This is a genomic window from Rosenbergiella collisarenosi (genome assembly GCF_018494085.1).
Taxonomy (GTDB): Bacteria; Pseudomonadota; Gammaproteobacteria; order Enterobacterales; family Enterobacteriaceae; genus Rosenbergiella; species Rosenbergiella collisarenosi.
In genome coordinates, this window is sequence record NZ_JABBFP010000003.1 from 1 (window position 1) to 26,712 (window position 26,712).

The following is a 26,712-nucleotide window of genomic DNA, read 5'->3' on the forward strand; positions in this document are numbered from 1 at the left end:
GGAGCAAACCGGGATTTTTGCCGGGCAGGGCGGGTTCTCGATTACAGTGGGGCAGCATACGCAGTTGAATGGCGCGGTGATCGGCGCTACTGCCGCCGCGCAGAATAATCAGCTACAGACCGGCACGTTAGGGTTTACGGATATCGATAATCATGCCGAGTATAAGGTTGAACACAAAAGTGTCGGCATGAGCTCCGGGGGCGATCCGACTAGCCAGCTGCTGAAGAGTGCCGCGAACTCTTTACTGCTAGGGGCAGCGGGGGCCGGCAGTGCTGACTCGGTCACCCACTCAGCGATAAGCCAAGGAACCTTAGTGGTTCGCGACGTTGCCGAGCAATCGCAGTCTTTATCCTCGCTCAGCCGTGATGTAGAAAACGCTCACCAGGCGCTCAGCCCGATCTTTGATAAGGAGAAGGAGCAAAATCGCCTACGCGAAGCACAATTGATCAGCAGTATTGGGGCACAAGCCGCGAATATTGCGCAGACGCAGGGCCAGCTTGCGGCCATAAAAACGGCGACAGAGAAAGTCGCCCAGCTGACCCCCGAGCAACAGGAGAATATCAAGGCGCAGTGGCTTAGCCAGCATCCTGGTCAACAGCCTGACGAGCGTACCTTAGTAGAATTTATCACTCAGCAATTTTATCAGCAGGCGATGAACGACTCGGGATTCGGTGTGGGCGGGAGCGTTCAGCGAGCCATCCAAGCGGTGAGCGCGGCGGTACAGGGGCTTGCCGGCGGAGACATTGGCGGCGCGCTAGCCGGTGTAGGCGCACCCTATATTGCCAATATCATCGGCCAGAGTGAGCTGGATACGAACGGTAAGTTACTGGCACATGCTACCGTTAATGCCGTGCTCACCGCCGCGCAGGGAAATAACGCCTTAGTCGGAGCCACCGCAGCCACCAGTGCAGAGCTGGTAGGGGTGATTGCGGCGGGTGCCTATGGACGAGAGGTTAACGCGCTCACCGAAAACGAGAAGCAGATGGTCAGTGTATTCGCGACTCTTGCGGCCGGTCTGGCGGGAGGGTTAGCCGGCGGCGATATGGCGAATGCTATGGCGGGTGCGCACACCGGGAAGGTGACGGTTGAGAATAACCTGATGGGTGGTACTGAGGACGGTCAGGAGAAGTTCGCCAGAGAGCATGGCAAGAATATTGCCTCTTGTGCGGATAATCCAGGTTCAGCGTCCTGTCAGAAAGGTCTGGCGATGCAGGATGCGCTGATGGTGGCACTTCCAGCTGGGCTTGGCGGTGGTTTACTGGCAGCGGCTACACCGGAGATAGCTGTAGCGGCAAGAACTGTAATACAAGCATGCGCAGGGAATGTAGTGCTGTGCCTGAATAATGCAGGCATTCAGGTGTCGGAAGCCTTAGTCCCGGGAGGAGTAGGCGCAGGTGGTGCTGTCGGGATAGGTAAGACAGCGGCTGAAGCCACGGCAGCGAAAGCAGAGGTTGTGGCGGCTAATGTATTAAAAAATGAAGGAAAGGGAGCATCGAGTAATATTTCAAGAGAACTTACTGGAATTACACAAAAGCAGCTCGATAAAAAATTTAAGCACGCTATTGATTTTGGTGTGATAACAACAAAGAAAAATCCTCAAACATTGGGTCAGTACGAAACGGCAATCAAAAATCATATGAATGATGCTGCGACTATAGAAAAAGGTTCATATGGATTTGTCAAAGACTCTAAGGTATTTTTTAACTCTAAAACTAATAATGCTGTGGTAGTGGATGGTTCAGGTAATTTTGTTACTGGTTTCAAGGTGATACCTAGTACACCACAATACGATAATTTTATGAAAAATGGGATATTACGATGAGTAATTTGATTTTAGATTTTGCAAAGTCATTTACTGAGGAAAGGTTATCTGCAAACGCCTTTGCTGAGGCATATATTGAGCTGTGGCGTATAGAAAGAGATAACAAAAATATTCTAAATTATGAAGAAAGAGTAAGTGAATGTTTATCAAGTATTTTTTGTCTGGCTGATTTATATAATCCTGATAGTGATAAGGATGATTATGAATTAAACGATGAACAGCTCAGAGATAAAATATTAGAACTTTTCAATACGTTAAAATAATTTAAGACCCCGGCAATGGAGCCGGGATCTTACTCAATATATCAGTTAGTTACTGCCTCACCGCTGCGGTTTAGTTATCACCTAAATTTTTCGGCTGGTCGCTGATTTATAGTTGAGAATAACTGGCTGAACCTTCCTTCAGGAATGACGGATTATGGTCAATCAGCCTCTTCATTAGCAATGTCCATGGCTCAGCAAGGCGCAACCTCAGATGAAATCAATACAGCGCTCAGTCAGCATGTGAAAGGGGATTTACCCGAGGGAGCGAATATTACGAAAGCCATTGTTGAGGGTTACACAGATGGCTTAATGATAGGAGTCGCAATCTACTTAGGTCCTGCGGCCTCGATAGCGAAAGTTGTGGGCGGTAGCGTAATTGCAGCCGTCGCGAATGGCAGTTATCAGTGGTTTGATATGAGCCTGTCGGGGAATGAAGGAAAAGTTTACGATCCGCTGAGTACGGGAGCCGCCGCTATTATGGGCGGTCTGGCACCGGGGCGTGGAGTCTGGCAGAACGTGGGCATAGCGGCAGGTGGAGCAGTGTTTACTGATGGGCCAAATCCAGGATCGATAGGGGCCTCTGCCGCCGGTGCCTGGGTTGGCGGCATGTTCGGGGAGTATGCGCCGGGGATTGTTAATTCAATAACAAGAAAGGAACTGCCTGGATTCATCTACGATATTGGAGGGGCTTTTGCTTCCGAAGCTGCCACTGATGCAGGCACAAGTATTATCAAAAAGCAGGAGAGTGGAAAATGATGAAGTCCACTCTTAAATACATAGTTCTTTTTGCTTATTTTACTGTTGGTTTTTTCTTATTGGGTCTAATCATAAAAGTTGTTTCAAGTTTTATTCATCTGGGTGGATTTTATTTACCTTATGAAGAAATTATGAGGAATCTTTTCAAAAGCATTATTGCAGGATCAGCAATAACATTAGCTGCAATTACCTTTAATTTGATTGATAAATTTAAAGGTCGTAGAAAAAAGTCATCCAAACCTGGTTAAGTTATAGGTCCCGGTCGCCTTAACCGGGACTGTTGTTGAGAATAACTTACTTGGTGGTAGTGAAGAAGCTCAGGCTGCATGGATACGACAGCATGGTATCGATATGGCGAGCTGTGCTGATAATCCTAGGGGAAGCGCAAAACCAGCGTAAACTTGCAGTTTTGGATTACTGAACCGGCAATGGAGTCATTCTCTAGATCTGCCGGACAGACATACAAATGTTTTACCGACTGATGAGCCATGATGATATGCACTGTAGTAGATTGAGTTTTATTGCCATTACCGTGAACCGGCTGCGTCCCTGATAACCAACATATCAGGAAATAGGTAAGTTTTAATGCGAGTCCAGACTGAGCGCTGATCATCTTCTGACCAAGCTGATTTAGTTACAAACCAGTTTTTGGCTACGCTTTTAAAAGTACGGGTATAGATGTCTACGGAAAACACCTTCTTTTTGCCTTTAAAGCGATAACCCAACTACCAATATTTTGAACCGTTAGGATGTACCAGCAGATAGAGGCCAACCCGTCAGTAAGTGGTATGACGGCATCCTCTGTTTGCTGGTAAAAAGAAAACCGAACCAGCTTTACCAGTATTTTTACCAGCAAAAGGGTGTAGCTTCGAGTGTTTTTTAATAGATGTGAGTAGACAAGTTTGAAGGGTTAACCAATTGATAGAAAGCAAAAAAGCCAGGCGTCCGTAGACATCTGACTTCTTTAAATTTGGCTCCTCTGACTGGACTCGAACCAGTGACATACGGATTAACAGTCCGCCGTTCTACCAACTGAACTACAGAGGAATTGCGTTAACGCGGCGTATACTAATGACACGGCGTAGGACTGTCAAAGGCAATTATCGGGATTCATGGTTAACTGCCTAGTAAAACAACAATCTGGTTAAAAAATGGTTAACGCACTGAACGGATTAGTTAAGATCGAGTGTTTTTAACCAATCCTCAATAGAATCTTGACTACTCATCGTCGGCTGGAGCAGCCCATCGATCATGAAGCTGGGCGACACATGTATCCCATTTTGACGGGCATACTTGGCTTGAAACTTAATCAAATTTTGCAGATCCGCTTGATCGAAAATCTCACGTACGTCGACGCCGCTGTAAGCAACCAAACGTTGTAGGAGTTGCTCGGGCGTGGTCTGCATATTCGGACCACGACAGTGGTCGATAAACTCGAATTCCTCACGATGATCGGCGATGCTTTGCATTACTGCCTTCACCGCCACTTGTCCGTCTGCGAGGGTAGAAGCCGCGAGGATATAACGCACGACGATACCGGAGAATAGATGCCAAGGTTGCGATTGTAGGCGCAGTTTAATTTGTAATCTATCGTCGCCTGCTTTGGACAGTAGCTCTGGTAGCTTATTGAAAGTAAGGACGGAGAAAGGGCAGGTCGGTTCTAAAAATACCTCCAATACCCGTTCTCCGCGTCCCCAGGTTAAACTCTGCTCGCTATGGCGTAATACTGCGTTTGTCATATCACTCACCTTGTTCTCGATCATCATTAATAGCTCAAGCTTGGCAAAGATAAGTCGCAATTTCCAGCGAGCAGCGGCGATTTATTCAGCGGGACCGGCCTTGCGCCCTGGTTGTGCATCCAAACTCTGGCCGTTGGTCGCTAGGCTATCTTCACCCATTAACCACAGGTAGAGCGGCATAATGTCACTAGGCGTCTTTAGCTTCATCGCATCTTCGTCGGGGTAGGCGCTCGCGCGCATTTTTGTACGGGTACCACCAGGATTAATACAGTTAACGCGAACGTTGGTATCGTTGAGTTCTTCAGCGAGCACCTGCATCATGCCTTCTGTCGCGAATTTAGACATCGCATAGGCTCCCCAGCCGGCACGACCTTGGCGTCCGACACTTGAGGTCGTGAAGATCAGTGAGGCATTGGGCGCATTGAGCAGCAAGGGCATGATGGCTTGCGTGAGGTAATAAGTGGCATCGAGGTTAACCTGCATAACTTGTCGCCAAAGTGAAGCAGGTGTGTCTAACAGCGGCTGAATCCTTCCGAGCATTCCCGCATTATGTAACACGCCGTCGAGCGTGGGTGCCACCAATGCGATATGCCTCGCTAGCTCTTGATAGTCTTCTGCTGTTGCGGTAGCAAAATCGATTTTGAATAGCGATGGAAATTTACCGAACTTATGGTGCAGCTCCGCCGCTACATGGTCGAGCTTTTGCTGATTACGACCTAGGAGAATGAGTCGCGCACCATGGCGCGCATAAGTGAAGGCCGCTTCATGGCCAATGCCCTCCGTTGCGCCGGTGATAAGTAAGGTTCGATTTTTTAATAGATCCTGAGGCGCTTGATAGTGCATGGCGTGTCCTTAACAAAAGTGATGGCAGTTATGCCGTTTCAACGGCTATGTTACAATCATAGGTGATTACTTATCGAAAACGATCTATTGAAACGATTAATGTAGCGTCAATTACCCCCGAGAGGAGAATAACGTGGGTTTTACAGCAGAGTATGGCTTATTTTTAGCCAAGTGTGTGACCCTGGTGGTGGCAGTCTTAGCGATTGTCATTTTTATCGTCAGTCAACGAAGTAAGGCTAAACAATCCCCTGGCGAACTCGTGATTCGCGAACCGGGTAAAGAGTATAAGCAGCTACAAAAACGACTCGAACAAGCACTGATTGAGCCGACCGCACAAAAACTGTGGCTAAAAACTGAAAAACAAAAAGAGAAGACACGAATAAAAGAAGAAAAGCAGCAGGCTAAAGCCGGCACTTTCGCGGTTAAACCGGTACTCTTTTTACTCAGTTTCAAAGGGAGTATGGATGCTCATGAAGTCGAGACACTGCGCAAAGAGGTCTCTGCGGTATTGTCGGCGGCGAAGCCTGGCGACGAAGTGCTACTAAAATTAGAGAGTCCTGGCGGCGTAGTTCACGGTTATGGGTTAGCGGCCTCACAGCTGCAACGCTTTCGCGATCACGGTATACCGCTTACCGCTGTCGTCGATAAAGTTGCCGCTAGCGGCGGCTATATGATGGCCTGTGTGGCAAATCATATCGTCGCAGCACCTTTCTCTATTATTGGATCGATTGGTGTTGTGGCACAAATCCCGAATATCCACCGCCTATTAAAGAAAAACGATATCGATGTTGAGTTGCATACCGCTGGCCAGTATAAGCGTACGCTAACGATGTTGGGTGAAAATAGCGAAGAGGGTCGGGATAAGTTTCGCCAAGACCTCGATGAGACGCATCAATTATTTAAAGCGTTCGTGAGCGATATGCGCCCAAGTCTCGACATCGATAGTGTCGCAACGGGTGAGCACTGGTACGGTAAACAGGCGTTGGAAAAAGGCCTTATCGATGAGATAGCGACGAGCGACGCATGGATTATCGAAAGAATGCAGCAGTTTCGGTTACTGAGCCTAAGCTACGCTCGTCGTAAAACGATCATTGAACGGTTGACACAGAGCGGTGCGACGGCAGTCGAAAAAGCTGCGTTAAAACTGTGGCAGCGCGGTCAGAAACCCTTACTCTAGTTATTACTTTTTGTGCCAAAGCCCCTTTATTTAAGGGGCCTTTTCCCCTGCAATGGCGCAGATTTCCTCTCTCGGAACTTCTCGAAAATCCTCTACAACAGACTCTAAATAATGTTGCGAAACTGATTTTATCAGGTACAGTGTGGCGATTTAGTACTGTAGACCAATGGGTCTGATTTACTCGTTGAACTGTGAAATAAATTACTTTAATCAGTTGGTTATTTTCCGCGACGATGCCACAATTGTGCTATACAACATATTCTGTAACAGAATTTAGCGGGTAATAAACGTTACCCATCAAGGTTTTTTCACGTTCATCGAACGTTTTTATTAGGTAGATTATTTATGGGTAAAGCACTCGTCATAGTGGAGTCACCTGCAAAGGCCAAAACGATTAATAAATATCTGGGCAGTGGCTTTGTCGTTAAATCTAGTGTGGGTCACGTCCGTGATTTACCCACCAGCGGTTCGGCGGCAAAAAAGAGTGGGACTACCAGTAAGGCAAAAGGCACTAAAGCCGTTAAAAAAGATGCAACAGAAGCGCTCGTCAACCGAATGGGGGTCGATCCTTGGCACGGCTGGAAGGCAAACTACCAGATTTTACCCGGTAAAGAGAAGGTCGTTGCGGAACTGCAAGCTCTTGCTAAAGATGCTGACCACATTTATCTCGCAACGGATTTGGACCGTGAGGGAGAAGCTATAGCATGGCATTTGCGCGAAATTATTGGCGGTGATGACCAGCGCTTTAGTCGCGTCGTTTTCAACGAAATTACTAAGAATGCGATTCAGCAGGCGTTTGATAAGCCCGGTCAATTAAATATCGATCGCGTTAACGCTCAGCAGGCTCGACGCTTTATGGACCGTGTCGTGGGTTACATGGTCTCTCCGCTATTGTGGAAAAAAATTGCGCGGGGCCTCTCGGCGGGCCGTGTGCAATCTGTCGCGGTACGCTTAGTAGTGGAACGCGAACGCGAAATCAAGGCATTTGTCCCGCAAGAATATTGGGAAGTCGATACAACCCTCACCACACCGAAAGGTGATGAACTACTCATGCGTGTCACGCATAAAAGTGATGCAGCATTTAAGCCGACCAATAAGCAAGAGACGGACTCTGCAGTTAAGCTACTGGAAAAAGCACGCTTCGACGTGCTCGATCGGGAAGATAGACCGACGAGCAGCAAACCCAGCGCACCGTTTATCACGTCGACTCTACAGCAGGCGGCGAGTACACGCCTTGGCTATGGTGTGAAGAAGACGATGATGCTGGCTCAGCGTTTGTACGAAGGTGGCCATATCACTTACATGCGTACTGACTCGACCAACCTCAGTCAAGACGCATTGAGCATGGCACGCGACTATATCCAGTCGGAATTCGGAGACAAATATCTCCCAGACTCAGCGATAGTCTACTCTAGTAAAGATAATGCCCAAGAGGCTCATGAAGCTATCCGTCCTTCCGATATCATTGTTGAGGCTGAACAACTTAAAGATATGGAAGCCGACGCCCGTAAATTATACCAACTTATTTGGCGTCAATTTGTTGCCTGCCAAATGACACCTGCCCGTTACGATTCCACGACATTAACGGTGAAAGCTGCTGATTTCACGCTCAAAGCGAAAGGTCGTACGCTGCGGTTTGATGGTTGGACTAAAGTGATGCCTGCGTTGCGTAAAAACGACGAAGATATGACGCTTCCGGTTGTCGCAGTCGGCGACTCTCTCGGTTTGAATACGATTATCCCACGTCAGCTGTTCACGAAGCCAGCCGCGCGTTTTAGCGAAGCCTCACTCGTCCGGGAGCTGGAAAAGCGCGGTATCGGCCGACCTTCAACTTATGCATCGATTATCTCGACTATCCAAGATCGCGGTTACGTTCAGGTTGAAAACCGCCGTTTCTATGCGGAGAAAATGGGGGAAATCGTTACCGATCGCTTGGAGGAGAATTTCCAAGAACTGATGAATTACGATTTTACCGCGCGCATGGAAAATCATCTTGACCAGGTTGCGAATAAAGAAGCCGAGTGGAAAGGTGTCCTCGATACCTTCTTTGGCGATTTTACATCGCAATTAACACAAGCGGAAAAAGATCCCGAGGAAGGGGGGATGCAACCTAACCCGATGGTGCTCACCTCCATTGACTGTCCGACCTGTGATCGGGCTATGGGTATCCGCACCGCGACCACAGGTGTTTTCTTAGGCTGCTCGGGCTATGCCTTACCGCCTAAAGAGCGCTGCAAGCAGACCATCAACCTGATCCCAGAAAACGAAGTTTTAAATATTCTGGAAGGTGATGATGCCGAAACCAATGCCTTGCGTGCGCGTCGGCGTTGTGAGAAGTGTGGAACGGCGATGGATAGCTATCTTATCGATGAGAAGCGTAAGCTGCATGTCTGCGGCAACAACCCTTCTTGTGATGGCTATGAAGTGGAAGCGGGGGAGTTTCGCATCAAAGGCTATGATGGCCCAATCGTAGAGTGTGATAAGTGCGGGAATGAAATGCATTTAAAACTAGGCCGATTTGGTAAGTACATGGCATGTACCAATGAAGAGTGTAAAAACACGCGTAAAATTCTGCGTAATGGAGAGGTGGCACCACCGAAAGAAGATCCGGTTCCACTACCTGAGCTTGAATGTGAAAAATCAGACGCTTATTTTGTATTGCGTGACGGCGCCTCAGGGATTTTTCTCGCGGCAAATACTTTCCCTAAATCTCGTGAAACACGTGCGCCACTCATCGAAGAGTTACAGCGCTTCAAGGAGCGCCTACCGGAGAAGTTTATCTATCTGACGGAAGCACCCGCCACGGATCCTCAAGGAAATAAAACGTTAGTAAGGTTTAGTCGTAAAACTAAACAGCAGTATGTCTCTTCAGAGAAAGAGGGCAAAGCGACAAACTGGACACTGTTCTACGTAGACGGTAAGTGGCAAGAAGTTAAGAAATAAGCGCCTTGGTGCATACCTTATCCCAAGGTATGCATTTTTTAATTCTGTAATGTCTCCCCTCCAACGGTTATAACCAATTATTCTTTATCATTATGAATAATGCTATGATGGTTATACCAAATAAAGATTTCCCCTTATGAGTTAGCCTGCCTAGTCTCTACGTCGTCGCGTGTTAAGGAAGAGTAATGAAATTACAGCAGTTGCGTTATATTGTTGAAGTGGTCAATCATAACTTAAACGTCAGTTCGACAGCGGAGGGGCTTTATACCTCACAACCTGGTATTAGTAAGCAAGTTAGGATGCTTGAAGATGAGCTCGGTATCCAGATTTTCGCTCGTAGCGGTAAGCACCTTACCCAAGTCACGCCCGCAGGTCAGGAAATAATCCGTATCGCTCGTGAAGTGCTGTCGAAGGTGGATGCGATTAAGTCGGTCGCAGGGGAGCACACTTGGCCTGACCAAGGCTCACTTTATGTTGCCACGACACATACCCAGGCGCGTTACGCACTGCCTGAGACGATTAAAGGCTTCATGCATAAATACCCGCGGGTATCCTTACATATGCATCAGGGCTCACCGACCCAGATTGCCGAGTCAGTATCTAAAGGTAACGCTGATTTCGCTATCGCTACAGAGGCACTGCATCTTTACGACGATCTAATTATGTTGCCTTGCTATCACTGGAATAGATCGATAGTCGTGCCACCGTCGCATCCTCTGGCGCAGAAAAAAGAAGTAACCATCCAAGAGTTAGCCGAGTATCCACTCGTCACCTACACCTTCGGTTTTACCGGGCGTTCTGAACTCGATACCGCATTTAGTCACGCGGGCTTAACACCCAAAATAGTCTTCACGGCAACCGACGCGGATGTTATCAAAACCTATGTACGCTTAGGCTTAGGTATCGGGGTTATTGCGAGTATGGCGGTGGACCCGATTTCAGATCCTGATTTGGTGGGTATCGATGCCTCGAATATCTTTACACACAGCACGACTAAAATTGGCTTTCGCAGCAGTAGCTTCTTACGTAGCTACATGTATGATTTTATCCAACGTTTTGCCTCACATTTAACGCGCGACGTTGTCGATACGGCCATCGCGCTACGTTCAAATGAGGACGTAGAGGCGATGTTTAAAGATATAAAGCTACCTTTTAAATAGATCCACATCATTATTTGCTCAGTTAACTTTTATTTTGAGCAAGATATTGATCGTAATTATATTGCACCATTGAGCGCTCGGCATACTACGCACCTCCAATAAAAAGAGCACCGTAGAGATTTATGATGACGCATCAATGTAAACACTTAAGCAAAATAGGTAAGACTTGCGCATGGTCAACGAAGACGGTTTGGTGTGTATGTCTCGGATTTTGCCTTGGCTTTTGGCTACTTGTTGGGTTGGTTTTACGTCAGTTATTGTAGGATGGGCAGTATTGGTCAACCCCACCAATACTGCCCACTTTTTACCGTTAGTCGTTTAAGATGACTACGAGCGGTCGAGTAAGTGGCCCATTTTTTTTGCCTTGGTATCTAAATAATCCGTATTTTTTGGGTTACGTCCGACAAGTAGCGGTACACGCTCACTGATTTTAATTCCAGCTTCGCTAAGTACGCTCACCTTTTTAGGATTATTTGTTATAAGGCGGATCCTGTCGACTCCGAGTAACTTAAGCATATCGGCACAGAAGGTAAAATTGCGTTGATCGGGTGCAAAACCTAAGGCTTCATTGGCCTCGACAGTATCGTATCCTTTATCTTGCAGCGCATAGGCCTTGATTTTATTGAGTAGACCGATACCGCGCCCTTCTTGACGATGATAGAGCAATATTCCACGCCCCTCTTTCGCAATAGCGTCGAGTGCGGCCTCAAGCTGAAAACCGCAGTCACAGCGCAAGCTAAACAAGGCATCGCCCGTCAAACATTCAGAATGCACACGGGTGAGTACGGGTGCATCGCCACTGATATCGCCAAATACTAGCGCAACATGATCTTTATGCGTTGAAATTTCTTCAAAGCCAACCATTAGAAAATCACCCCATTGCGTAGGGAGTTTGGCTTCTGCTACACGTGTTAATTGCATTACATACCCCGGTATTTGAATTATACTCGTTATTCTTGATGCATCCTGACATTCTGCCATACTCGCGGCGGAAGTAGGTAAGATGTTCATAAAAAAAGCACACTAAGTTACTATTCTTATGGGGAATTATGAGTAAGCAGCTACTTAACGTTTCGCTCGGTGCCGGGTTATTATTGATAGTACCGTTAGTAACGCTTATTTTTGGTTGGCAATGGGATCCCCAACGAACTTCACTTACCGCCTATCCGTTTTACCTGCTAACCCAGACGGTTACTCGCCCTTGGGGAATAATGACGTCGTTAGTATTGGGAACGCTTCTCTATAGCGCCAGTCGTTCTTCTATGCAGAGTCGCGCAGCATGGGCGCTGTTGATAGTGGTGGTGGTCGGGGGAGGGCAAGGCATCAAATCATTATTAAAGCCTTACTTCGCTGAACCTAGGCCTTATGTCGTGAAACTTACGAACGAACTGCACGTTGCACCGAGCGTCTTTTATCAGCAATCCAAGGTAGAACGTCAAGCCCTCATCACTCAGTCATCCGCGTTTTGGCCATCGATTCCTGGCTGGCAACGTACGCACTGGCAACATGAAACGGGTTATTCTTTTCCTTCCGGACACAGTTTCTTCGTGGCAAGCTGGCTGTTGCTCTTCTATGGGCTGATCAGTTTGAGACGGTATTGGCCAGTATTAATCATCGTAACGTTGTGGGCATGGTCCGTGATGTGGAGTAGAATGTTACTCGGTATGCATTGGCCGCGAGACCTCATTGCCTCCGTTAGCATTGCTTGGGTATTTACTTTACTCGTGTTATTTGTTTACCGTCGCTTATGCTCTCGTAAATGAAAGATTTTTGTCCTCAACGATTGTAAAAACGACAATCATCCCCATACTATAAGCAGTAATTGGTAAAAAACATTAACATAATTTGATTAAATGACTCGTTTGCTAGACGAACAGTTTGAAGGGACGCCAAGTGAAATTTAAATATTTGCTAATAGTGATTATCGTTTTATTCGTTTTTGTCGCTTCATTCACGCTTGGAGCGAAAAATGAGCAACTGGTCACTTTTAACTTTTTAGTCGCTCAAGGTACATTTAGGCTTTCCACACTGTTGGCTTCACTCTTTGGTATTGGCTTCCTATTAGGATGGGTGATCTGTGGGGTCTTTTGGCTTCGAGCTCGAGTGGCTCTTGCCCACGCTAAAAATAAAGTAATCAAACTTGAACAACAGCTTAGTAAACAGCCGTAACTGTCTGGCTATAGTGCTAAGCCGCTTAGGATCCTCGCATGCTTGAATTGCTGTTCTTACTATTACCTGTTGCAGCAGCCTATGGCTGGTATATGGGCAGGAGGAGTGCGCAGCAAGGTAAACAACAAGAAGCTAATCGCCTGTCGCGAGAATACGTGACAGGGGTAAACTTCCTCCTCTCCAATCAGCAAGACAAAGCGGTAGACCTTTTCCTAGATATGCTCAAAGAAGACTCCACCGACTTTGAAGCTCACCTAACCTTAGGTAACCTCTTTCGCTCGCGCGGCGATGTCGACCGCGCCATTCGTATTCACCAGTCTTTGATGGAGAGTACCTCTCTGAATTTTGAACAGCGTCTCCTGGCTATTCAGCAACTTGGGCGCGATTATATGGCTGCCGGTCTATATGATCGGGCTGAGGCGATGTTTAAACAACTTATCGCTGAGAACGATTTTAAGGTTAGTGCGTTGAAGCAACTGCTCTCGATTTATCAGCTAACACGCGACTGGCAGCAATCGATTGATACCGCGGAAAAACTGTCTAAGGCAGATAAAATACCGCAAGGCACGCATATCGCACATTTCTATTGTGAACTCGCCCTCCAGGCGATGGCGGGTGATGACCTAGACAAGGCATTACTTTTACTGCGTAAAGCCGAGGTATCAGACAGGAAGTGCGCACGAGTGTCGATTATGCTCGGTAGACTGTGGACTGCGAAAGGAGAGCCCGAAAAAACCATCGAGGTCCTCAAGCGTGTTCCCGAACAAGACCCAGAGATGATCAGCGAGGTATTACCCTCTATAAAAGAGGCCTACCAACGACTGTCAGACACAACGCATTGGCGGCATTTTTTAGAACAGTGTGTTTCCGAACACCATGGTAGTATGGCTGAGCTTTACCTCGCAGACGAAATTGAACAAGACCAAGGCTTAGAGCCGGCTCAGCAATTTTTAGAGGCACAATTGCATTCTGCGCCTACCTTGAATGGGTTTCACCGATTGGTCAATTATTACCTCGAAGGGACTGAAGACGGACGTGCAAAAGAAAGTCTTGCGGTACTGCGTGATATGGTCGGCGAACAATTACGTTTAAAACCTCGTTATCGCTGCCAGAAGTGTGGTTTTACGGCGCATGCGATCTACTGGCACTGCCCATCGTGTAAAGGTTGGTCGACGGTGAAACCGATGCGTGGTTTAGACTCGTAGTTTCAAAAAAAGACGCACATTAGTTACAACATACTAGTTGGATGGGGCAGGATCCTAACTTAACCATTGTCACGGTTTTAGTTAAGTAGGTAAAATAGAGCTCTCGGTTGCCTATCTCCAGTAAGGAATATTATGTCTATCGCTTCACCCGTTATTGTGGCCCTCGATTTTGATAATATAGATTCAGCGCTAGCGTTAGCAGATCGTATCGACCCTAAAAGCTGTCGTCTAAAAATTGGTAAAGAGATGTTCACTCGTTATGGGCCTGAGGTGATACATGCCTTACATCGCCGCAATTTTGAAGTCTTCCTTGATCTTAAATTTCACGACATTCCTAATACTGTGGCTAAAGCGGTTACCGTCGCGGCAGATCTTGGTGTATGGATGGTTAATGTCCATGCAGGAGGAGGAGTTCGGATGATGGAAGCCGCTAAACAGGCTTTAGATAAGTTTGGAAGCTCAGCACCGCATCTCATTGCCGTCACAGTACTTACCAGCATGGACCAGACTGACTTACACGGTTTGGGGATTACTGATTCTCCTTCCGCACATGCAGAAAAACTCGCTAAGCTCACTAAAGAGTGTGGAGTAGAGGGTGTGGTGTGTTCAGCCCATGAGGCGGTTCAGTTTAAACAACGCTTTGGTAAAGAATTTTTACTCGTCACGCCCGGTATTCGTCCAGAAGGTAGTGAGCAAGGTGATCAGCGGCGTATTATGACTCCTGTTGAGGCCGTCAGTGCTGGCGTTGATTATATGGTTATTGGTCGTCCAATTACTCAATCGGCTAGTCCAGAACAGGCATTGAAAGGTATTTTAGCTTCATTGGAATCAACGTCATGAAAAATGATAATCCACTCGTCTATTCTACAGAGAGCGGTAGGATCACCGAGGAAAAAACGGTAGTTCCACGGCCTAAGGGAGATGGTGTTGTTCGTATTAGCCGCCAAACAAGTGGCCGTAAAGGTAAAGGAGTAAGTATCATTACTGGCTTGGATATGGATGATGCTGCTTTAACGCGATTTGCGGCTGAGTTGAAGAAAAAATGCGGCTGTGGGGGTACGGTAATAGAGGGGATGATTGAGATTCAAGGCGATAAACGCGAATTTTTGAAAGGCTATCTGGAACAGAAGGGCTTTAAGGTTAAATTGTCCGGCGGCTGATTTTCATAGAATAGGCCGGAATGTCCCGGCCTATCATTAGTGTCCGGCTTGGTGCCCAATAACTCCACCCAGTGCTGCGCCGCCTAGAGTACCTAGCCCATCACCATGGGTTAATACCGAGCCACCGATCGCACCAAGACCTGCGCCAATTGCCGTATTACGGCTTCTCTTGTCCCAATTTGAACATCCGCTCAATACGGTGACTAACGCTACAGCAAGTACCGCTTTATTTATCGTATTACGCTTAACTTTCATATTTTGTCCTCGTTGAATACTCGTCATGATTTATTAAACCACTATGAATACCCTGCTATTTACAATTAAGGTGATTATGGAGCATTTTAATTTGCTGCCTAGCTATAATATAGGTGAATTCTCTTAAATTTAGCGCACTCTATTTTATTTCACGATTAAATACTGGAGGTTTTATCATTCAGAAGGTGGCTTTACTCCATACCACAGCCAAATGAGGAAAAAAAAACCACCTGGGTAGGTGGTTTTGAGAGAGGGGACGACTAGACTACTGGTCGGGCAACCACTGAACGTGTTTCCATCCTGACTTCGGCGATGGTGACTTCAATGATATCTGTCACCCGATAACGCTCCTCACCCTTAACCAGGGCGGTACCCAGCTCTTGGCTAAGCACTAGCTCATCACGCACAGCATGAATAAATGGCGCAGGAATAAATGCGACAGCGCCATTATCGGCTAAGCGAACACGCATTCCACCACGGCTGATATCGATAATTTCAGCATTGAATTTCTGCTCAGTACCGGCGAACGGCGCTAAATAACGCGCATATAACCAATCCCCGACATCACGCTCAGCCATGCGGTGCTGGCGACGGCGCTCAGACATACGAAGGGTTAAGGCTTCTTCCGGCTTAGCATTCTGTTCATTTAGAATAATCGACTTCAGTAAACGATGGTTGACCATGTCACCATATTTACGAATTGGCGATGTCCATGTCGCGTAGGCATCCAAACCTAAACCGAAGTGCGGGCCTGCTTGCGTTCCAATTTCAGCGAAAGACTGGAAACGACGAATACGGCTATCAAGATATTGAGTTGGTTCTTCGTCCAGACGGCGGCGGAGAACTTTGAACCCTTCTAGCGTCGCAATAGCGGTAGGATCGACGGTAATTCCATGATTAGCGAGAATGGCGCTTGCTTGCTCAGCATTTTGCTCATCAAACCCACTATGTAGGTTATAGATACCAAACCCGAGTTGGTCACGAAGTACTTCGCCTGCAACGATATTGGCCGTTATCATCGCTTCTTCAACCATTTTGTTCGCGACACGACGTTGCTCGGTGATAATCTCTAGCACTTCACCTTTCTCACCGAGTACAAAGCGGTAATCAGGGCGGTCGCGGAATACTAGTGCGTGGGTTTTACGCCATTGATGACGAGTCGAACAGAAACGCTGTAATAGCGTAATTTGCTGTGCGATCGCGTCGCTCTCTGGCTGCCACTCACCGCTGTTTTCTAACCAATCCGAAATGTTGTCATAAACAAGTTTCGCTTTTGACTCAATCCATGCAGCATAAAACGCTGGCTGACCGACTAAAGCACCTTCGCTATCAATAACAATATCGCAGGCGAGCACAGGCCGCTTAACGTTGGGCCGTAATGAGCAGAGGTCATCAGACAGCTCGCGCGGTAACATTGGGATATTGAAGCCAGGCAGATAGTTGGTAAAAGCACGCTCTGCTGCAATATTGTCTAACGGCGTATTCGGCATGACCCAAGCTGTAGGGTCAGCAATCGCGACAGTTAGGCTCAGTTGACCATTATCCAGTTCGCGAGTGAATAGGGCATCATCCATATCCTGCGTTGAGGCGCTATCAATAGTCACAAATTCAAGGGCGGTGAGATCGCGGCGCTCTAATTGCTCGGGCTGGAATTCAGGTAACTCAGCTTCTGGGGCGCTACGGCCTAGGTTGTGACGTGACAGTGTCACCCACCACGGTGCAAGGTGATCATCTCCGACCGTAATGAATTCTGTAAGCTCAGCGTAGAAACCCCGATCGCCTTTCAGCGGGTGACGTTTCATCTCTGCTACAGCCCAATCGCCAGCAACGAAGTCATGGTCGACACCTCGAGCGGCTCGGCACTGGATAGCTTCTTTAAGTAACGGATGGTCAGGAATAATTGATAGCCGATCATCTTTTTTCTGGATTCTACCCACGAAACGGCTGAGGAAAGGTTCAATCAGTTTTTCTGGCTCGGCACTCTCTTTATCTTTATTTGAGTGGATTACCGCGCTAATTTTGTCGCCATGCATGACTTTTTTCATCTGCGGCGGGGGAATGAAGTAGCTTTTTTGGCCTTCTACTTCTAAAAATCCGAACCCTTTATCGGTTCCTTTGACCACACCCTCAACACGAGGAGTCTGATCATGCAGTGTCTGTTTTAGCTGCGCCAGCAGCGGATTATCTTGAAGCATAGTTTTCAGTCATCAGTGGCTAATTGGCGGCAACCAGTTTTACGCGAATCGGTGCTCTGCGGCAAGACATTAATCGCGCAATTAGCAAGTGGGGATGGAAGCATCGGGGAAATAGGCAGGTAATCAATATACCTGCCTGAAAAGAGACTTATTTCAATTCTAATTCATTCATTGCTGCAATGCTGAAACCGCCGTCAACGTGTACAACTTCGCCGGTAATACCGCCAGCAAGGTCTGAACATAAGAAGGCAGCAGAGTTACCCACATCTTCGATAGTCACGGTACGACGGATAGGGGTCACGGCTTCACAGTGAGACAGCATCTTACGGAAATCTTTGATACCCGATGCCGCAAGTGTGCGGATTGGGCCCGCTGAAACTGCGTTTACACGAACACTGTCCGGTCCCATAGCATTAGCCATATAACGGACGTTCGCTTCAAGTGATGCTTTGGCTAAGCCCATAACATTATAGTTAGGGATTGCGCGCTCTGCACCCAAGTAGGACAGTGTGAGTAAGGCAGCGTTCGGATTTAGCATCGCGCGGCACTCTTTTGCCATGGCGACAAAGCTATAAGCGCTGATGTCATGGGCAATTTTGAATCCTTCACGGGTTACCGCATTCACGTAGTCGCCATCTAATTGGTCTGCTGGAGCAAAACCAATTGAGTGCACAAAACCATCAAACTGCGGCCAGGTTTTCGCTAATTCAGCAAACAGCGTTTTGATGCTTTCATCTTCAGCAACATCGCAAGGCAGGACGATATCAGAACCGACTTCTTTAGCGAATTCTTCAACACGACCTTTAAGTTTATCATTTTGATAGGTGAATGCGAGTTCAGCGCCTTGTTTGTGCATCGCTTGAGCGATACCCCAGGCGATTGATAACTTACTTGCGACACCTGTGATAAGAATGCGTTTACCTGAAAGAAAACCCATAATTTTGATCCCTTAACTATCAGTATTGTTGGCAGATACTGGCTCTGCGAAAAAGTTGGCGGGATTCTAACACGACTTTTCTGCCATAGGCTAATCTGGTGCAACTTATGGCGAAATTATCGCCAGTGTTAGTAATCATTACGCCACGCGTCAGAGGTTAACTCGCTACCAAAATGGCTATTAATGAGTTTTCTTGTGAGATCATGGAGCGGACAGGCTAGCACGTCTGCAGTACCGCCTCGTTCCACAATTTCCCCTTCACGCATGACCACAAGAGAGTCACTCACATGTTTCATCATTCCGATTTGCTGAGTAACGTAAATATAAGACAGCCCATCGCGCTCTTGCAGCTCCAACATTAGGTTAATCAGTTGAGAGCGCATGGTCATATCGAGCGATGTCATGGCTTCATCGGCGATCAATATTTTAGGCTGTAAGATGAGGGCACGAGCTAAGGCGAGACGTTGTCGCTGGCCGGGGGCCAACATATGCGGATAAAGCCCCGCATGCTCTTTAAGTAGACCTACTTTTTTTAAGGTTATTATAATGTGCTGATAACGGGCTTCATCGGTCAATTCACAGTTTAAGCGCAGAGGGAGATCGAGGATCTGACTAACGCGTTGTCGCGGATTGAGCGATGCGGTAGGGTCTTGCAATATCATCCGGATAAGCGGGCTACGAAAGCGGTAATCGCCATAGACCAGTTGCTGATTATTAATTAATATCTCGCCAGATGTTGGTGCCACCATTCCTGCCAGCATTTTGGCTAGGGTTGACTTCCCTGAACCATTTTCGCCGATAATCGCGAGCGTTTGCCGTTCCTTCAGCGTAAAGCTTACGTCTTTGACCGCTTCGATCTGTTGAGAGCGAAATAAGCCGGTTTTATAGCGATAGATTTTGCTCAGATTCCTGACTTCTAACAGGGTTTCTAACATGGCTAATTCTCGATATTCAACGGAAAGTGACAGGCATATTGGTGATGCTTAGTGCCTGAAAGCGCCGGGCGAACAATGCACTCGCGCTGGCCATAGGGGCAGCGAGGCCCTAATCGACAACCGATGGGCAGATGTTCTAAAGACGGAATCGAGCCGTTAAGCGTGTTTAGGCGGCTTTTATGCGGTAAGGGCTGGCCAAAATCAGGCATCGCCCGCATTAATGCTTGCGTGTAAGGGTGGTGAGGCGTCGCGACCAGCTCCCGGCTCGTAGCGGTTTCAACGGTCTGACCACAGTACAGCACCTGAATGCGATTAGACCATTGACTTACGGTACGAAGATCATGGCTGATCAATAAAATGGTCGTATTGTTGTTCTGATTTAAGCGCCTTAATAGTCTAAATATCTGGTCTTGAGTCGTGGATTCCATCGCATTAGTTGGCTCATCCGCAATCAGTAACCGTGGTTGACTCGCGAGGGCAATGGCGATCATGACCTTTTGACACTCACCTTCTGTCAATGCGTAAGGATAGCTACGCATAATATCGCGGTGATCGCGAATACCGACGCGGTGTAGGATATCGATGACTTTCTCTTTACGCCACGGTAGTAACTTTTTATACCAAGGCCCTTTAAAACTCGAGCGTGGGATAGCCTGTTTGAGTTGGCGGCCAATTGAGGCTGAAGGGTCGAGACAGGCTTGCGGCTCTTGAAAGATCATCGAGATATGGCGACCAATAACGCGACGTCTTTCGCGTGGGGTTAAGCGCAGAAGATCGATCTCACCAAACCGCATTCGGTCGGCGGTAATGCGCCAGTTATCTGAGGTAACGCCGCAAATTGCCTTGGCGACCAAACTTTTCCCCGAGCCAGACTCACCGACTAATCCCAAAATCTCGCCTTCGTTTAACAGCAGATTAACGCGGTCCACCGCTTTAATCGGTTTATCATCATTAATAAACTCAATCGTTAGGTTACGGATATCGAGAAGAGGCATTTATTTCACTCCCTCATCAACGGCACGGCGGATGCCTTCGCCGAGAAGATTGATCACCAGAATAGCGCACATGATTGCAGCGCCCGGAAGCATCACCGTCCAAGGCGCGACATAAATTAGCTCTAACGAATCCCCTAACATGGTTCCCCATTCAGGCGAAGGGAGTCGCGCCCCTAAGCCGAGAAAACCTAATGCTGAAATATCGAAAATAGCAATTGAGAAACAGCGGGTGAGGTCGCTAACGATAATAGGCAGAATATTCGGGAGAATTGTGCCTTTTAACAGTAACAGCGGACTTGCACCGTCCATTTTGGCGGCGACAACATATGCTTCGTTCATCTCTTCACGAATAGCGAGATACAGGGTGCGGACCATTCTCGGCATCAAAGCCAACCATACTGCGAGCATCGCATGCCCGAGCGTCGGTCCAAGAAATGCCACCACAATGATTGCTATGATAAGGGAAGGTAGAGAAAGCGCGATATCGAGAAAGTGATTAATCGTCGCAGACCGTAATCCACGAGTCATACCCGCCAAAATACCCAGTAAAAAGGCTCCAGCTGCTGCAAAGAGTGTTGCGACAAATGCGCCGCCAAGGGTAGGCAATGTTCCTGCTAGCAAACGGCTTAACAGGTCTCTACCTAAATCGTCGGTCCCAAGGAAAAAAGAGACATCACCATAGCGCGACCACGAAGGTGGAAGTAACTGATAACTAATAAACTGCTGGTCTACACCGTAAGGAGCGAGGAGTTGCCCGAAAATACAGAGTAGAAGTAGGGCGCAACTTCCATAAAAGCCAACCATAGCGGAAGTATCACGATAGAAGAAGCGCCAGGCACGTCGAAAAGCGCCGGGTACTTTCTGTTCCTGATAAATTTTATCGATTGGCATACCATTCCTTATGCTTCAGTGGATTGATCATCGCGCCAACGATGTCTGCCAACATATTGATGAAAATAACTAGGCTACCCAGGGTCATTACGCCCGCTGAGATAGCATTATAGTCTGCCTGACGAACCGCCGTGATCAGCCAGCGTCCAATACCCGGCCAATTGAAAACTGCCTCGGTGATCATCGCCAGCGTTAATAGCGTCGAGAACTGCAAGCCGAGATGCGGGATAACCGGGGGTAATGCATTGTGCAGCACGTGACGACGGACGACGGTAAAACGTGAGAGGCCACGAATTACCGCCGCTTTGATGTAACCTTGATGAATAACTTCTAGGGTACTGTCGCGCATTAGGCGAATAAGCTCGGTCATTGGTACGATAGAAAGTGTCACGACAGGCAGGACAAGATGACGCATGACACTTAATAGCATCTCATGACGTAAAGGAGAGTGGGATAGCCACGCGTCGAGGAGTGCTGAGCCGGTGATCGAGGGAGCTGGATAGAGAAGGTTAATTCGACCGGACACAGGAAACCAGCCTAATGTCAGCGAGAACAATAGTGTGAGGAGTAACGCCAGCCAGAAGACGGGTATTGAGAAGCCCAACAACGCGAAGCCGCTGATCAGCTTATCCTGCCATTTATGGCGATGGATCGCCGCGATAATGCCAAGTGGTAAACCGACTAGAGTTGCCAATACTGCGGCTAAGATGCACAGTTCGAGGGTTGCCGGAAACACCTCTAGCAATTGCTTGCTCACAGATTGCCCATTAATGCTCGACACACCAAAGTCGAAGTGCCACAGTCCTTGCAGCCAAAAACTATACGCATCGCTCAAGGTTGCACCTTGTAGAGGGGCATGAGGCGTGTAGTAACAAAGGCTAAAGCTCACCCAAGAAAGTAATAGTAAAGTGATTAACAATAAAACAAGTCGTCGTACGATGTAGAGGCTCATGGGGTCTCCCCGTTTGATGCATCACGATATACGCCTGCAAATGAACTGTTCCCAAAAGGACTAAGCACTAGCCCCTTGATATCGTATCGATAAGCTTGCAATCGTAGTGAGGAGGCAAGCGGAAGGATAGGGAGCTGTTGCGCTAAGATTTGTTGTGCTTGGCGATAATAATCGATTCGCCCTGAGAGTTGTTGAGAAAGCAGGGCCAAATGTAGCGTGTCATCGAAGGTTTCATTACACCAGTGGGCATAATTGGTTCCTGACTCGATGGCTGCACAGCTGAGCATCGGACGGAAGAAACTGTCCGGATCATTACTGTCAGTACTCCAGCCTCCCAAGGTAAGATCGTGATTCATCGCCATTAGCTGATTCTCTTGAAAGCGGCCTTCAACGGGCTGGATGTCGACATGCACACCGACACGAGCAAGGTCGGCTTGAATCAATTCTGCTGTTTTTAATTGGCTAGGATTCCATGGCTCGGAAGCGACCGGGACAAGCATTTTCAAATGGAGATCGTGAATTTTCAATTGTTCGAGACGCTGCCTAGCCGCTTTGGGATTGTACTCCGTCACTTTAGCGTCATTATCATAGGCCCAAGAGGCTCTAGGTAATACCGATGCAGCGGTTTCTGCAGTACCGTAATAGATCGAGGCCATTAACCGCTCGTTATTGATGGCCAAGGAGAGCGCTTTGCGAACCTCTACGTTATCGAGTGGCGGCCTGCGGGTGTTAAACGCGAGAAATGCCATATTCATACCTGGGCGTAACGTCATTCTAAGACGCGGGTCATCGCGTAATATCGTCAGTTGGCTCGCGGCAGGATAGGCCAATACATCACACTCCCCAGTCAGCAGTTTTGAGAGACGCCCCGTTCCCCCCGCACCTAAATCGACCACCACTTGCCGTAAGCGTGGTACACCCTTCCAATAATGGGGATTACGCTGCAGGCGAACGAATTGTCCACTGCGATATTCACTCAGTTGGAAAGGCCCCGTTCCCACCGGTTGACGATCTAGACGTTCTTGCTGGCGCTCGTCACTGAGTTGCTGCGCATATTGGGCAGACAAAATAGGCGCGTAATGTGTCGCAATATGCCATAGGAAGCTAGCATCCGGATGAACGAGTTTAATCTCTACGGTATAGGTATCGATTTTCTTGACTGACTGCACACTGTCTGCAAATTGTAAGCTATCAAAATAGGGGTAGTGACCCCCATTAATGGAATGCCATGGATGATGCTTATCGAACATTCGTGCGAAGCTAAATACCACATCTTCTGCATTCATTGGACGAGTCGGGGTAAACCAGGCGGTATGCTGAAAAGACACATCACGACGAAGATGAAAGATAAAGGTAGACCCTTCATCTTTTACCTCCCAACGTTCCGCTAGAGCAGGGATAAGGCGAAATGTATAGGGGTCAACATCCAACAGACGGTCATAGAGTTGTGCGGATAGGGTATCGACTATCACGCCACCACTTGCGAGTTGAGGATTGAAGGTGTTCACCTCACCGTTTACACAGTAGACGATGCCTGTATTTGATGTGGCGGAGGCAGGACAAAGGGCAGCAGTCGCGCACAACACCCCAACACTGGCGAGTAAAACACGTAAGATTTTCGTCATAAGGGACTAAAGTAATGAGCCATTAAGTAATTTTACCCTAAGCAGTCATTAAAACCAATCGAAGGGCAATAAAGGGAGGCATAACTATTCTTAAAAAAGAATGAGAAACATTTGCATATCGTAATGATAATGATTACTATCAAAACATCTGGTGATGACAGGTTATCAGATACGACATTGCTCACATTGCTTCTAGTATTTCTTGCCCGCTGACCGCGGGCTTTTTTTTATCCCATTTCTACTCGTGTGCACGATGTTTTTTTAACAGTGCTCGAAACTGATGATAGCTCAGTCCCAGCGCTTTAGCCGCTTGGGTGTGTTGCGCAAACTGACGTAAGCTTTCTGCCAGTAAAGCGCCTTCCTGCTGAGTCTGCCAGGCTCGTAAATCGAGGGGAAGCGCTGGGAGCTCTGCATCCCCGAAAGCGAGCGGAATTGTAGTCTTATCGCGACGGAAAGGGGACAGGATCATCTCGGCTAGAGGTTTATCTAGCGTCTGGTTGCGATAGATCGAGCGCTCGACGACATTCTTTAACTCACGCACATTACCCGGCCAAACGGCATTGAGTAACTGTTGTTCAGCATAATGACTGAAACCCGGGAAGTATGGGCGTTTGAGTTCACGACACATCTGCATGGCGAAATGATTAGCTAAAGGTAAGATATCCGCTTGCCGGTCTCGTAATGGAGGGACGTAAATGACATCGAATGCTAGTCTGTCTAGCAGATCAGCACGGAATTTACCGGTTTCGACTAGCTTCGGTAAATCTTCGTGAGATGCACAAACAACGCGTACATCTACATTCAGTGTGGAGTTCCCGCCCAATCGTTCGATTTCACCATATTCAATTGCGCGCAACAGTTTCTCCTGTACTGACAGGGGGGCATTGCCGATCTCGTCCAAGAACAGTGTGCCATGATTTGCGCGCTCAAAGCGTCCTAAGTGGCGCTTTTGCGCCCCGGTAAAGGCGCCCGTTTCGTGCCCAAATAACTCAGAATCGAGTAAGTTCTCATTAAGTGCGGCGCAGTTGAGCGTGATAAAGCTCTCCTCCCAACGAGGTGATAAATAGTGTAACCGTTGGGCAACCATTTCCTTACCGCTGCCTCGCTCTCCTTGAATGATGACGGGTTTATTGAGAACCGCTAGGGAGGAAACGTGCTCAAGCATAGTGAGAAAACTTTCCGCTTCACCAAGGACATTTTCGTGCTGCATAATTGGTTAATTTCACTAATTATTGGTTAATTTAACTATTTTACGCGAAATGCGGTGGAATGCATCTACGTAAATCCTTTAATATTCAAGTGGTTAATTGTTGGCATGCTAATTGCTATCACTATTCGGTCATCAACTTAGTAGAGGAACAACTCAATGGGTATTTTTTCGCGCTTTACCGACATCATTAACTCGAACATTAATACGCTACTCGAAAAGGCCGAAGATCCTCAAAAAATGGTCCGGCTCATGATCCAAGAAATGGAAGATACGTTAGTTGAGGTTCGTACCCACTCAGCCAAAGCCTTAGCAGAGAAAAAAATGCTACAACGACGTATTGATTCTGCAGGGGTACAGGCCGACGAGTGGCAACAGAAAGCAGAGCTTGCGGTGAGAAAGGAAAAAGAAGAGTTGGCAAGAGCTGCATTGCTCGAAAAACAAAAATTAACCCAATTAGCCGAGAAACTGCAGGCTGATGCGACCATTCTTGACGAAAATATTGCGAAGATGAAAAGTGAAACGGTCGAGTTAGAGACCAAATTAACGGAGACACGTGCTCGTCAACAAGCGTTAACGCTGCGTTACCAAACGGCTTCTACCAGTCGTCAAATTCGCCAGCATGTCGATAGCGGTAAAGTAGAAAAAAATCTTGCACGTTTTGAATCGTTCGAACGCCGTATCGATCATATGGAAGCCGAGGCAGAAGTGTTGAAATCGAGCAGCATGGCGAGTCTTGACCAGCAGTTCTCTGAGCTGAGCGCTGACGATGAAATTAGCCAGCAACTGGCGAAGATTCGCCAACAAGTTGCGAAATCTGAATAGGTTATAGGTCGCTGCTAAAAGATAAGGAGTATTGATGAGCGGATTTTTATTAAGTATCCCCCTTACGCTATTCATCGTGTTTATCGCGCCGCTATGGCTGTGGTTACACTATAGCCAACGCGGAAAACTTTCGAATAAGCTTTCAGCAAAAGAGATTATGCAGATTGAGCAGTTGAAACAAGAGGCTGACCGTATGCAGAATCGTATAACGGCCTTAGAGGCTATCCTTGATGCCGAGAATCCGGAATGGAGACAATCATGATTAGACTTCCGTTTATCAGTGATAAACCCTTGTATCTTAACAAAGAGCAGGGGAAGATCTTAGGCGTTTGTGCCGGGATTGCCGATTACACGGGCTTACCGGTAAATCTAGTACGCTTGATTGGCGTTATTTCAACGTTTGGACTCTTTTTTGTCACGCTAATTGTCTATGTCGCACTCGGTTTTATTTTGGATAAAAAACCTCATAGTAGTGTTCAAGAAAGCGCTACACTTTCAATTGATGAGATATTAAGTCAGGCCGATCAGACCTTGAAAGAAAGTGAGCAACGCTTACGGAAAATGGAAGGGTACGTGACGTCTGAAACGTTTTCGGTACGCAGCCGCTTTCGCAAACTTTAATCGCGACTGGCCGACGCATCGACCACACTAGTGAGGT

27 protein-coding genes, 1 tRNA gene and 1 pseudogene are annotated in these 26,712 nt (G+C 47.5%); 15 read left to right on the forward strand and 14 right to left on the reverse strand.

Annotation, left to right across the window (positions count from 1 at the left end; translation table 11 throughout):
- From HGT70_RS05695 to HGT70_RS05710, 4 genes are all read left to right on the forward strand, one after another.
- Positions 1 to 1,822, forward strand: a 1,822-nt coding sequence (locus HGT70_RS05695) for a VENN motif pre-toxin domain-containing protein (protein ID WP_214195219.1), incomplete at its 5' end; no start/stop codon positions are given.
- Positions 1,819 to 2,085, forward strand: a complete 267-nt coding sequence (locus HGT70_RS05700; RefSeq protein WP_071430011.1) for a colicin immunity domain-containing protein — start codon at positions 1,819 to 1,821, stop codon at positions 2,083 to 2,085. The genes HGT70_RS05695 and HGT70_RS05700, both read left to right, overlap by 4 nt.
- 144 nt (positions 2,086 to 2,229) lie before the next feature.
- A complete protein-coding gene (locus HGT70_RS05705; protein WP_157725280.1) occupies positions 2,230 to 2,841 on the forward strand; it encodes an adhesin in 612 nt (203 codons plus the stop codon).
- Positions 2,838 to 3,089, forward strand: a complete 252-nt coding sequence (locus HGT70_RS05710; protein WP_092674222.1) for a hypothetical protein — start codon at positions 2,838 to 2,840, stop codon at positions 3,087 to 3,089. Before HGT70_RS05705 ends, HGT70_RS05710 begins: the two co-directional genes overlap by 4 nt.
- Before the next feature lie 312 nt (positions 3,090 to 3,401).
- Here HGT70_RS05710 and HGT70_RS16590 read toward each other — a convergent pair.
- The 4 genes and pseudogenes from HGT70_RS16590 to HGT70_RS05725 all read right to left on the reverse strand — a co-directional run.
- Positions 3,402 to 3,631, reverse strand: a pseudogene (locus HGT70_RS16590) (Arm DNA-binding domain-containing protein); the annotation flags it as partial.
- A gap of 181 nt (positions 3,632 to 3,812) precedes the next feature.
- Positions 3,813 to 3,888: transfer RNA gene (locus HGT70_RS05715), tRNA-Asn, on the reverse strand.
- A gap of 125 nt (positions 3,889 to 4,013) precedes the next feature.
- The gene (locus tag HGT70_RS05720; protein ID WP_214195220.1) at positions 4,014 to 4,580 is read right to left on the reverse strand and encodes a DsbA family protein; all 567 of its coding nucleotides are present in this window, start codon (positions 4,578 to 4,580) and stop codon (positions 4,014 to 4,016) included.
- Between the two features lie 81 nt (positions 4,581 to 4,661).
- Positions 4,662 to 5,423, reverse strand: a complete 762-nt coding sequence (locus HGT70_RS05725) for a YciK family oxidoreductase (RefSeq protein WP_214195221.1) — start codon at positions 5,421 to 5,423, stop codon at positions 4,662 to 4,664.
- Positions 5,424 to 5,556: 133 nt separating this feature from the next.
- On the opposite strand from HGT70_RS05725, the gene sohB reads away from it, so the two are divergent.
- The 3 genes from sohB (at position 5,557) to cysB (ending at position 10,703) form a co-directional block, all read left to right on the forward strand.
- On the forward strand, positions 5,557 to 6,600 hold the full coding sequence (gene sohB, locus HGT70_RS05730) for a protease SohB (protein WP_214195222.1): 1,044 nt from the start codon (positions 5,557 to 5,559) through the stop codon (positions 6,598 to 6,600).
- A gap of 345 nt (positions 6,601 to 6,945) precedes the next feature.
- Complete coding sequence (gene topA / locus HGT70_RS05735; RefSeq protein WP_214195223.1) at positions 6,946 to 9,543, forward strand: type I DNA topoisomerase; 2,598 nt, start codon at positions 6,946 to 6,948, stop codon at positions 9,541 to 9,543.
- A gap of 185 nt (positions 9,544 to 9,728) precedes the next feature.
- Positions 9,729 to 10,703: an HTH-type transcriptional regulator CysB gene (cysB, locus tag HGT70_RS05740; RefSeq protein WP_071430020.1), complete on the forward strand. Its 975-nt coding sequence runs from the start codon at positions 9,729 to 9,731 to the stop codon at positions 10,701 to 10,703.
- Positions 10,704 to 11,030: 327 nt separating this feature from the next.
- Here the strand turns inward: cysB and ribA are convergent, their stop codons facing one another.
- A complete protein-coding gene (ribA, locus tag HGT70_RS05745; protein WP_071430021.1) occupies positions 11,031 to 11,624 on the reverse strand; it encodes a GTP cyclohydrolase II in 594 nt (197 codons plus the stop codon).
- Between the two features lie 128 nt (positions 11,625 to 11,752).
- On the opposite strand from ribA, the gene HGT70_RS05750 reads away from it, so the two are divergent.
- The 5 genes from HGT70_RS05750 to yciH all read left to right on the forward strand — a co-directional run bounded on the left by HGT70_RS05750 (position 11,753) and on the right by yciH (position 15,237).
- Positions 11,753 to 12,466 (forward strand): phosphatase PAP2 family protein, encoded by a 714-nt coding sequence (locus tag HGT70_RS05750; protein ID WP_071430023.1) that lies wholly within the window; start codon positions 11,753 to 11,755, stop codon positions 12,464 to 12,466.
- A 130-nt stretch (positions 12,467 to 12,596) separates the two neighbouring features.
- Positions 12,597 to 12,872, forward strand: coding sequence for a LapA family protein (locus HGT70_RS05755; RefSeq protein ID WP_214195224.1), 276 nt, complete (start codon positions 12,597 to 12,599; stop codon positions 12,870 to 12,872).
- Positions 12,873 to 12,910: 38 nt separating this feature from the next.
- A complete protein-coding gene (lapB, locus tag HGT70_RS05760; RefSeq protein ID WP_214195225.1) occupies positions 12,911 to 14,077 on the forward strand; it encodes a lipopolysaccharide assembly protein LapB in 1,167 nt (388 codons plus the stop codon).
- Between the two features lie 132 nt (positions 14,078 to 14,209).
- Entirely contained in the window at positions 14,210 to 14,917 is a 708-nt protein-coding gene (pyrF, locus tag HGT70_RS05765; protein WP_214195226.1) for an orotidine-5'-phosphate decarboxylase, read from the forward strand.
- Complete coding sequence (gene yciH / locus HGT70_RS05770) at positions 14,914 to 15,237, forward strand: stress response translation initiation inhibitor YciH (protein ID WP_214195228.1); 324 nt, start codon at positions 14,914 to 14,916, stop codon at positions 15,235 to 15,237. Before pyrF ends, yciH begins: the two co-directional genes overlap by 4 nt.
- 36 nt (positions 15,238 to 15,273) lie before the next feature.
- On the opposite strand, the gene osmB is transcribed toward yciH, so the two are convergent.
- The 9 genes from osmB to pspF all read right to left on the reverse strand — a co-directional run bounded on the left by osmB (position 15,274) and on the right by pspF (position 25,232).
- Positions 15,274 to 15,492, reverse strand: coding sequence for an osmotically-inducible lipoprotein OsmB (gene osmB, locus HGT70_RS05775; RefSeq protein ID WP_071430032.1), 219 nt, complete (start codon positions 15,490 to 15,492; stop codon positions 15,274 to 15,276).
- Between the two features lie 260 nt (positions 15,493 to 15,752).
- Complete coding sequence (locus tag HGT70_RS05780) at positions 15,753 to 17,687, reverse strand: exoribonuclease II (protein WP_214195229.1); 1,935 nt, start codon at positions 17,685 to 17,687, stop codon at positions 15,753 to 15,755.
- Positions 17,688 to 17,835: 148 nt separating this feature from the next.
- Positions 17,836 to 18,624, reverse strand: coding sequence for an enoyl-ACP reductase FabI (gene fabI, locus HGT70_RS05785; RefSeq protein WP_071430036.1), 789 nt, complete (start codon positions 18,622 to 18,624; stop codon positions 17,836 to 17,838).
- 128 nt (positions 18,625 to 18,752) lie between these two features.
- Entirely contained in the window at positions 18,753 to 19,559 is an 807-nt protein-coding gene (gene sapF, locus HGT70_RS05790; protein WP_214195230.1) for a putrescine export ABC transporter ATP-binding protein SapF, read from the reverse strand.
- A 2-nt stretch (positions 19,560 to 19,561) separates the two neighbouring features.
- Complete coding sequence (sapD, locus tag HGT70_RS05795) at positions 19,562 to 20,554, reverse strand: putrescine export ABC transporter ATP-binding protein SapD (protein ID WP_071430040.1); 993 nt, start codon at positions 20,552 to 20,554, stop codon at positions 19,562 to 19,564.
- Positions 20,555 to 21,445, reverse strand: a complete 891-nt coding sequence (gene sapC, locus HGT70_RS05800) for a putrescine export ABC transporter permease SapC (protein ID WP_214195231.1) — start codon at positions 21,443 to 21,445, stop codon at positions 20,555 to 20,557.
- On the reverse strand, positions 21,432 to 22,397 hold the full coding sequence (sapB, locus tag HGT70_RS05805) for a putrescine export ABC transporter permease SapB (RefSeq protein WP_071430043.1): 966 nt from the start codon (positions 22,395 to 22,397) through the stop codon (positions 21,432 to 21,434). Before sapB ends, sapC begins: the two co-directional genes overlap by 14 nt.
- The gene (gene sapA, locus HGT70_RS05810; RefSeq protein ID WP_214195233.1) at positions 22,394 to 24,022 is read right to left on the reverse strand and encodes an ABC transporter substrate-binding protein SapA; all 1,629 of its coding nucleotides are present in this window, start codon (positions 24,020 to 24,022) and stop codon (positions 22,394 to 22,396) included. Before sapA ends, sapB begins: the two co-directional genes overlap by 4 nt.
- Positions 24,023 to 24,260: 238 nt before the next feature.
- Positions 24,261 to 25,232: a phage shock protein operon transcriptional activator gene (gene pspF, locus HGT70_RS05815; protein ID WP_214195235.1), complete on the reverse strand. Its 972-nt coding sequence runs from the start codon at positions 25,230 to 25,232 to the stop codon at positions 24,261 to 24,263.
- A gap of 156 nt (positions 25,233 to 25,388) precedes the next feature.
- On the opposite strand from pspF, the gene pspA reads away from it, so the two are divergent.
- The 3 genes from pspA to pspC are packed head-to-tail and all read left to right on the forward strand — an operon-like array spanning position 25,389 to position 26,675.
- On the forward strand, positions 25,389 to 26,054 hold the full coding sequence (pspA, locus tag HGT70_RS05820) for a phage shock protein PspA (protein WP_214195236.1): 666 nt from the start codon (positions 25,389 to 25,391) through the stop codon (positions 26,052 to 26,054).
- Between the two features lie 34 nt (positions 26,055 to 26,088).
- Entirely contained in the window at positions 26,089 to 26,316 is a 228-nt protein-coding gene (gene pspB / locus HGT70_RS05825; protein WP_071430050.1) for an envelope stress response membrane protein PspB, read from the forward strand.
- Positions 26,313 to 26,675, forward strand: coding sequence for an envelope stress response membrane protein PspC (gene pspC, locus HGT70_RS05830; protein ID WP_071430052.1), 363 nt, complete (start codon positions 26,313 to 26,315; stop codon positions 26,673 to 26,675). Before pspB ends, pspC begins: the two co-directional genes overlap by 4 nt.
- Positions 26,676 to 26,712: the final 37 nt, after the last annotated feature.

What these genes read in the sequence shown, in the direction of transcription:
- pspC (WP_071430052.1), top strand. Translation starts at nt 26,313, where the DNA reads ATGATTAGACTTCCGTTTATCAGTGATAAACCCTTGTATCTTAACAAA.
- HGT70_RS05720 (WP_214195220.1), bottom strand. Translation starts at nt 4,580, where the DNA reads ATGACAAACGCAGTATTACGCCATAGCGAGCAGAGTTTAACCTGGGGA.
- cysB (WP_071430020.1), top strand. Translation starts at nt 9,729, where the DNA reads ATGAAATTACAGCAGTTGCGTTATATTGTTGAAGTGGTCAATCATAAC.
- sapD (WP_071430040.1), bottom strand. Translation starts at nt 20,554, where the DNA reads ATGCCTCTTCTCGATATCCGTAACCTAACGATTGAGTTTATTAATGAT.
- ribA (WP_071430021.1), bottom strand. Translation starts at nt 11,624, where the DNA reads ATGCAATTAACACGTGTAGCAGAAGCCAAACTCCCTACGCAATGGGGT.
- pspF (WP_214195235.1), bottom strand. Translation starts at nt 25,232, where the DNA reads ATGCAGCACGAAAATGTCCTTGGTGAAGCGGAAAGTTTTCTCACTATG.
- pspA (WP_214195236.1), top strand. Translation starts at nt 25,389, where the DNA reads ATGGGTATTTTTTCGCGCTTTACCGACATCATTAACTCGAACATTAAT.
- sapB (WP_071430043.1), bottom strand. Translation starts at nt 22,397, where the DNA reads ATGAGCCTCTACATCGTACGACGACTTGTTTTATTGTTAATCACTTTA.
- HGT70_RS05780 (WP_214195229.1), bottom strand. Translation starts at nt 17,687, where the DNA reads ATGCTTCAAGATAATCCGCTGCTGGCGCAGCTAAAACAGACACTGCAT.
- HGT70_RS05705 (WP_157725280.1), top strand. Translation starts at nt 2,230, where the DNA reads ATGACGGATTATGGTCAATCAGCCTCTTCATTAGCAATGTCCATGGCT.
- pyrF (WP_214195226.1), top strand. Translation starts at nt 14,210, where the DNA reads ATGTCTATCGCTTCACCCGTTATTGTGGCCCTCGATTTTGATAATATA.
- lapB (WP_214195225.1), top strand. Translation starts at nt 12,911, where the DNA reads ATGCTTGAATTGCTGTTCTTACTATTACCTGTTGCAGCAGCCTATGGC.
- yciH (WP_214195228.1), top strand. Translation starts at nt 14,914, where the DNA reads ATGAAAAATGATAATCCACTCGTCTATTCTACAGAGAGCGGTAGGATC.
- HGT70_RS05710 (WP_092674222.1), top strand. Translation starts at nt 2,838, where the DNA reads ATGATGAAGTCCACTCTTAAATACATAGTTCTTTTTGCTTATTTTACT.
- fabI (WP_071430036.1), bottom strand. Translation starts at nt 18,624, where the DNA reads ATGGGTTTTCTTTCAGGTAAACGCATTCTTATCACAGGTGTCGCAAGT.
- HGT70_RS05725 (WP_214195221.1), bottom strand. Translation starts at nt 5,423, where the DNA reads ATGCACTATCAAGCGCCTCAGGATCTATTAAAAAATCGAACCTTACTT.
- osmB (WP_071430032.1), bottom strand. Translation starts at nt 15,492, where the DNA reads ATGAAAGTTAAGCGTAATACGATAAATAAAGCGGTACTTGCTGTAGCG.
- HGT70_RS05700 (WP_071430011.1), top strand. Translation starts at nt 1,819, where the DNA reads ATGAGTAATTTGATTTTAGATTTTGCAAAGTCATTTACTGAGGAAAGG.
- sapA (WP_214195233.1), bottom strand. Translation starts at nt 24,022, where the DNA reads ATGACGAAAATCTTACGTGTTTTACTCGCCAGTGTTGGGGTGTTGTGC.
- sapC (WP_214195231.1), bottom strand. Translation starts at nt 21,445, where the DNA reads ATGCCAATCGATAAAATTTATCAGGAACAGAAAGTACCCGGCGCTTTT.
- HGT70_RS05750 (WP_071430023.1), top strand. Translation starts at nt 11,753, where the DNA reads ATGAGTAAGCAGCTACTTAACGTTTCGCTCGGTGCCGGGTTATTATTG.
- pspB (WP_071430050.1), top strand. Translation starts at nt 26,089, where the DNA reads ATGAGCGGATTTTTATTAAGTATCCCCCTTACGCTATTCATCGTGTTT.
- sapF (WP_214195230.1), bottom strand. Translation starts at nt 19,559, where the DNA reads ATGTTAGAAACCCTGTTAGAAGTCAGGAATCTGAGCAAAATCTATCGC.
- topA (WP_214195223.1), top strand. Translation starts at nt 6,946, where the DNA reads ATGGGTAAAGCACTCGTCATAGTGGAGTCACCTGCAAAGGCCAAAACG.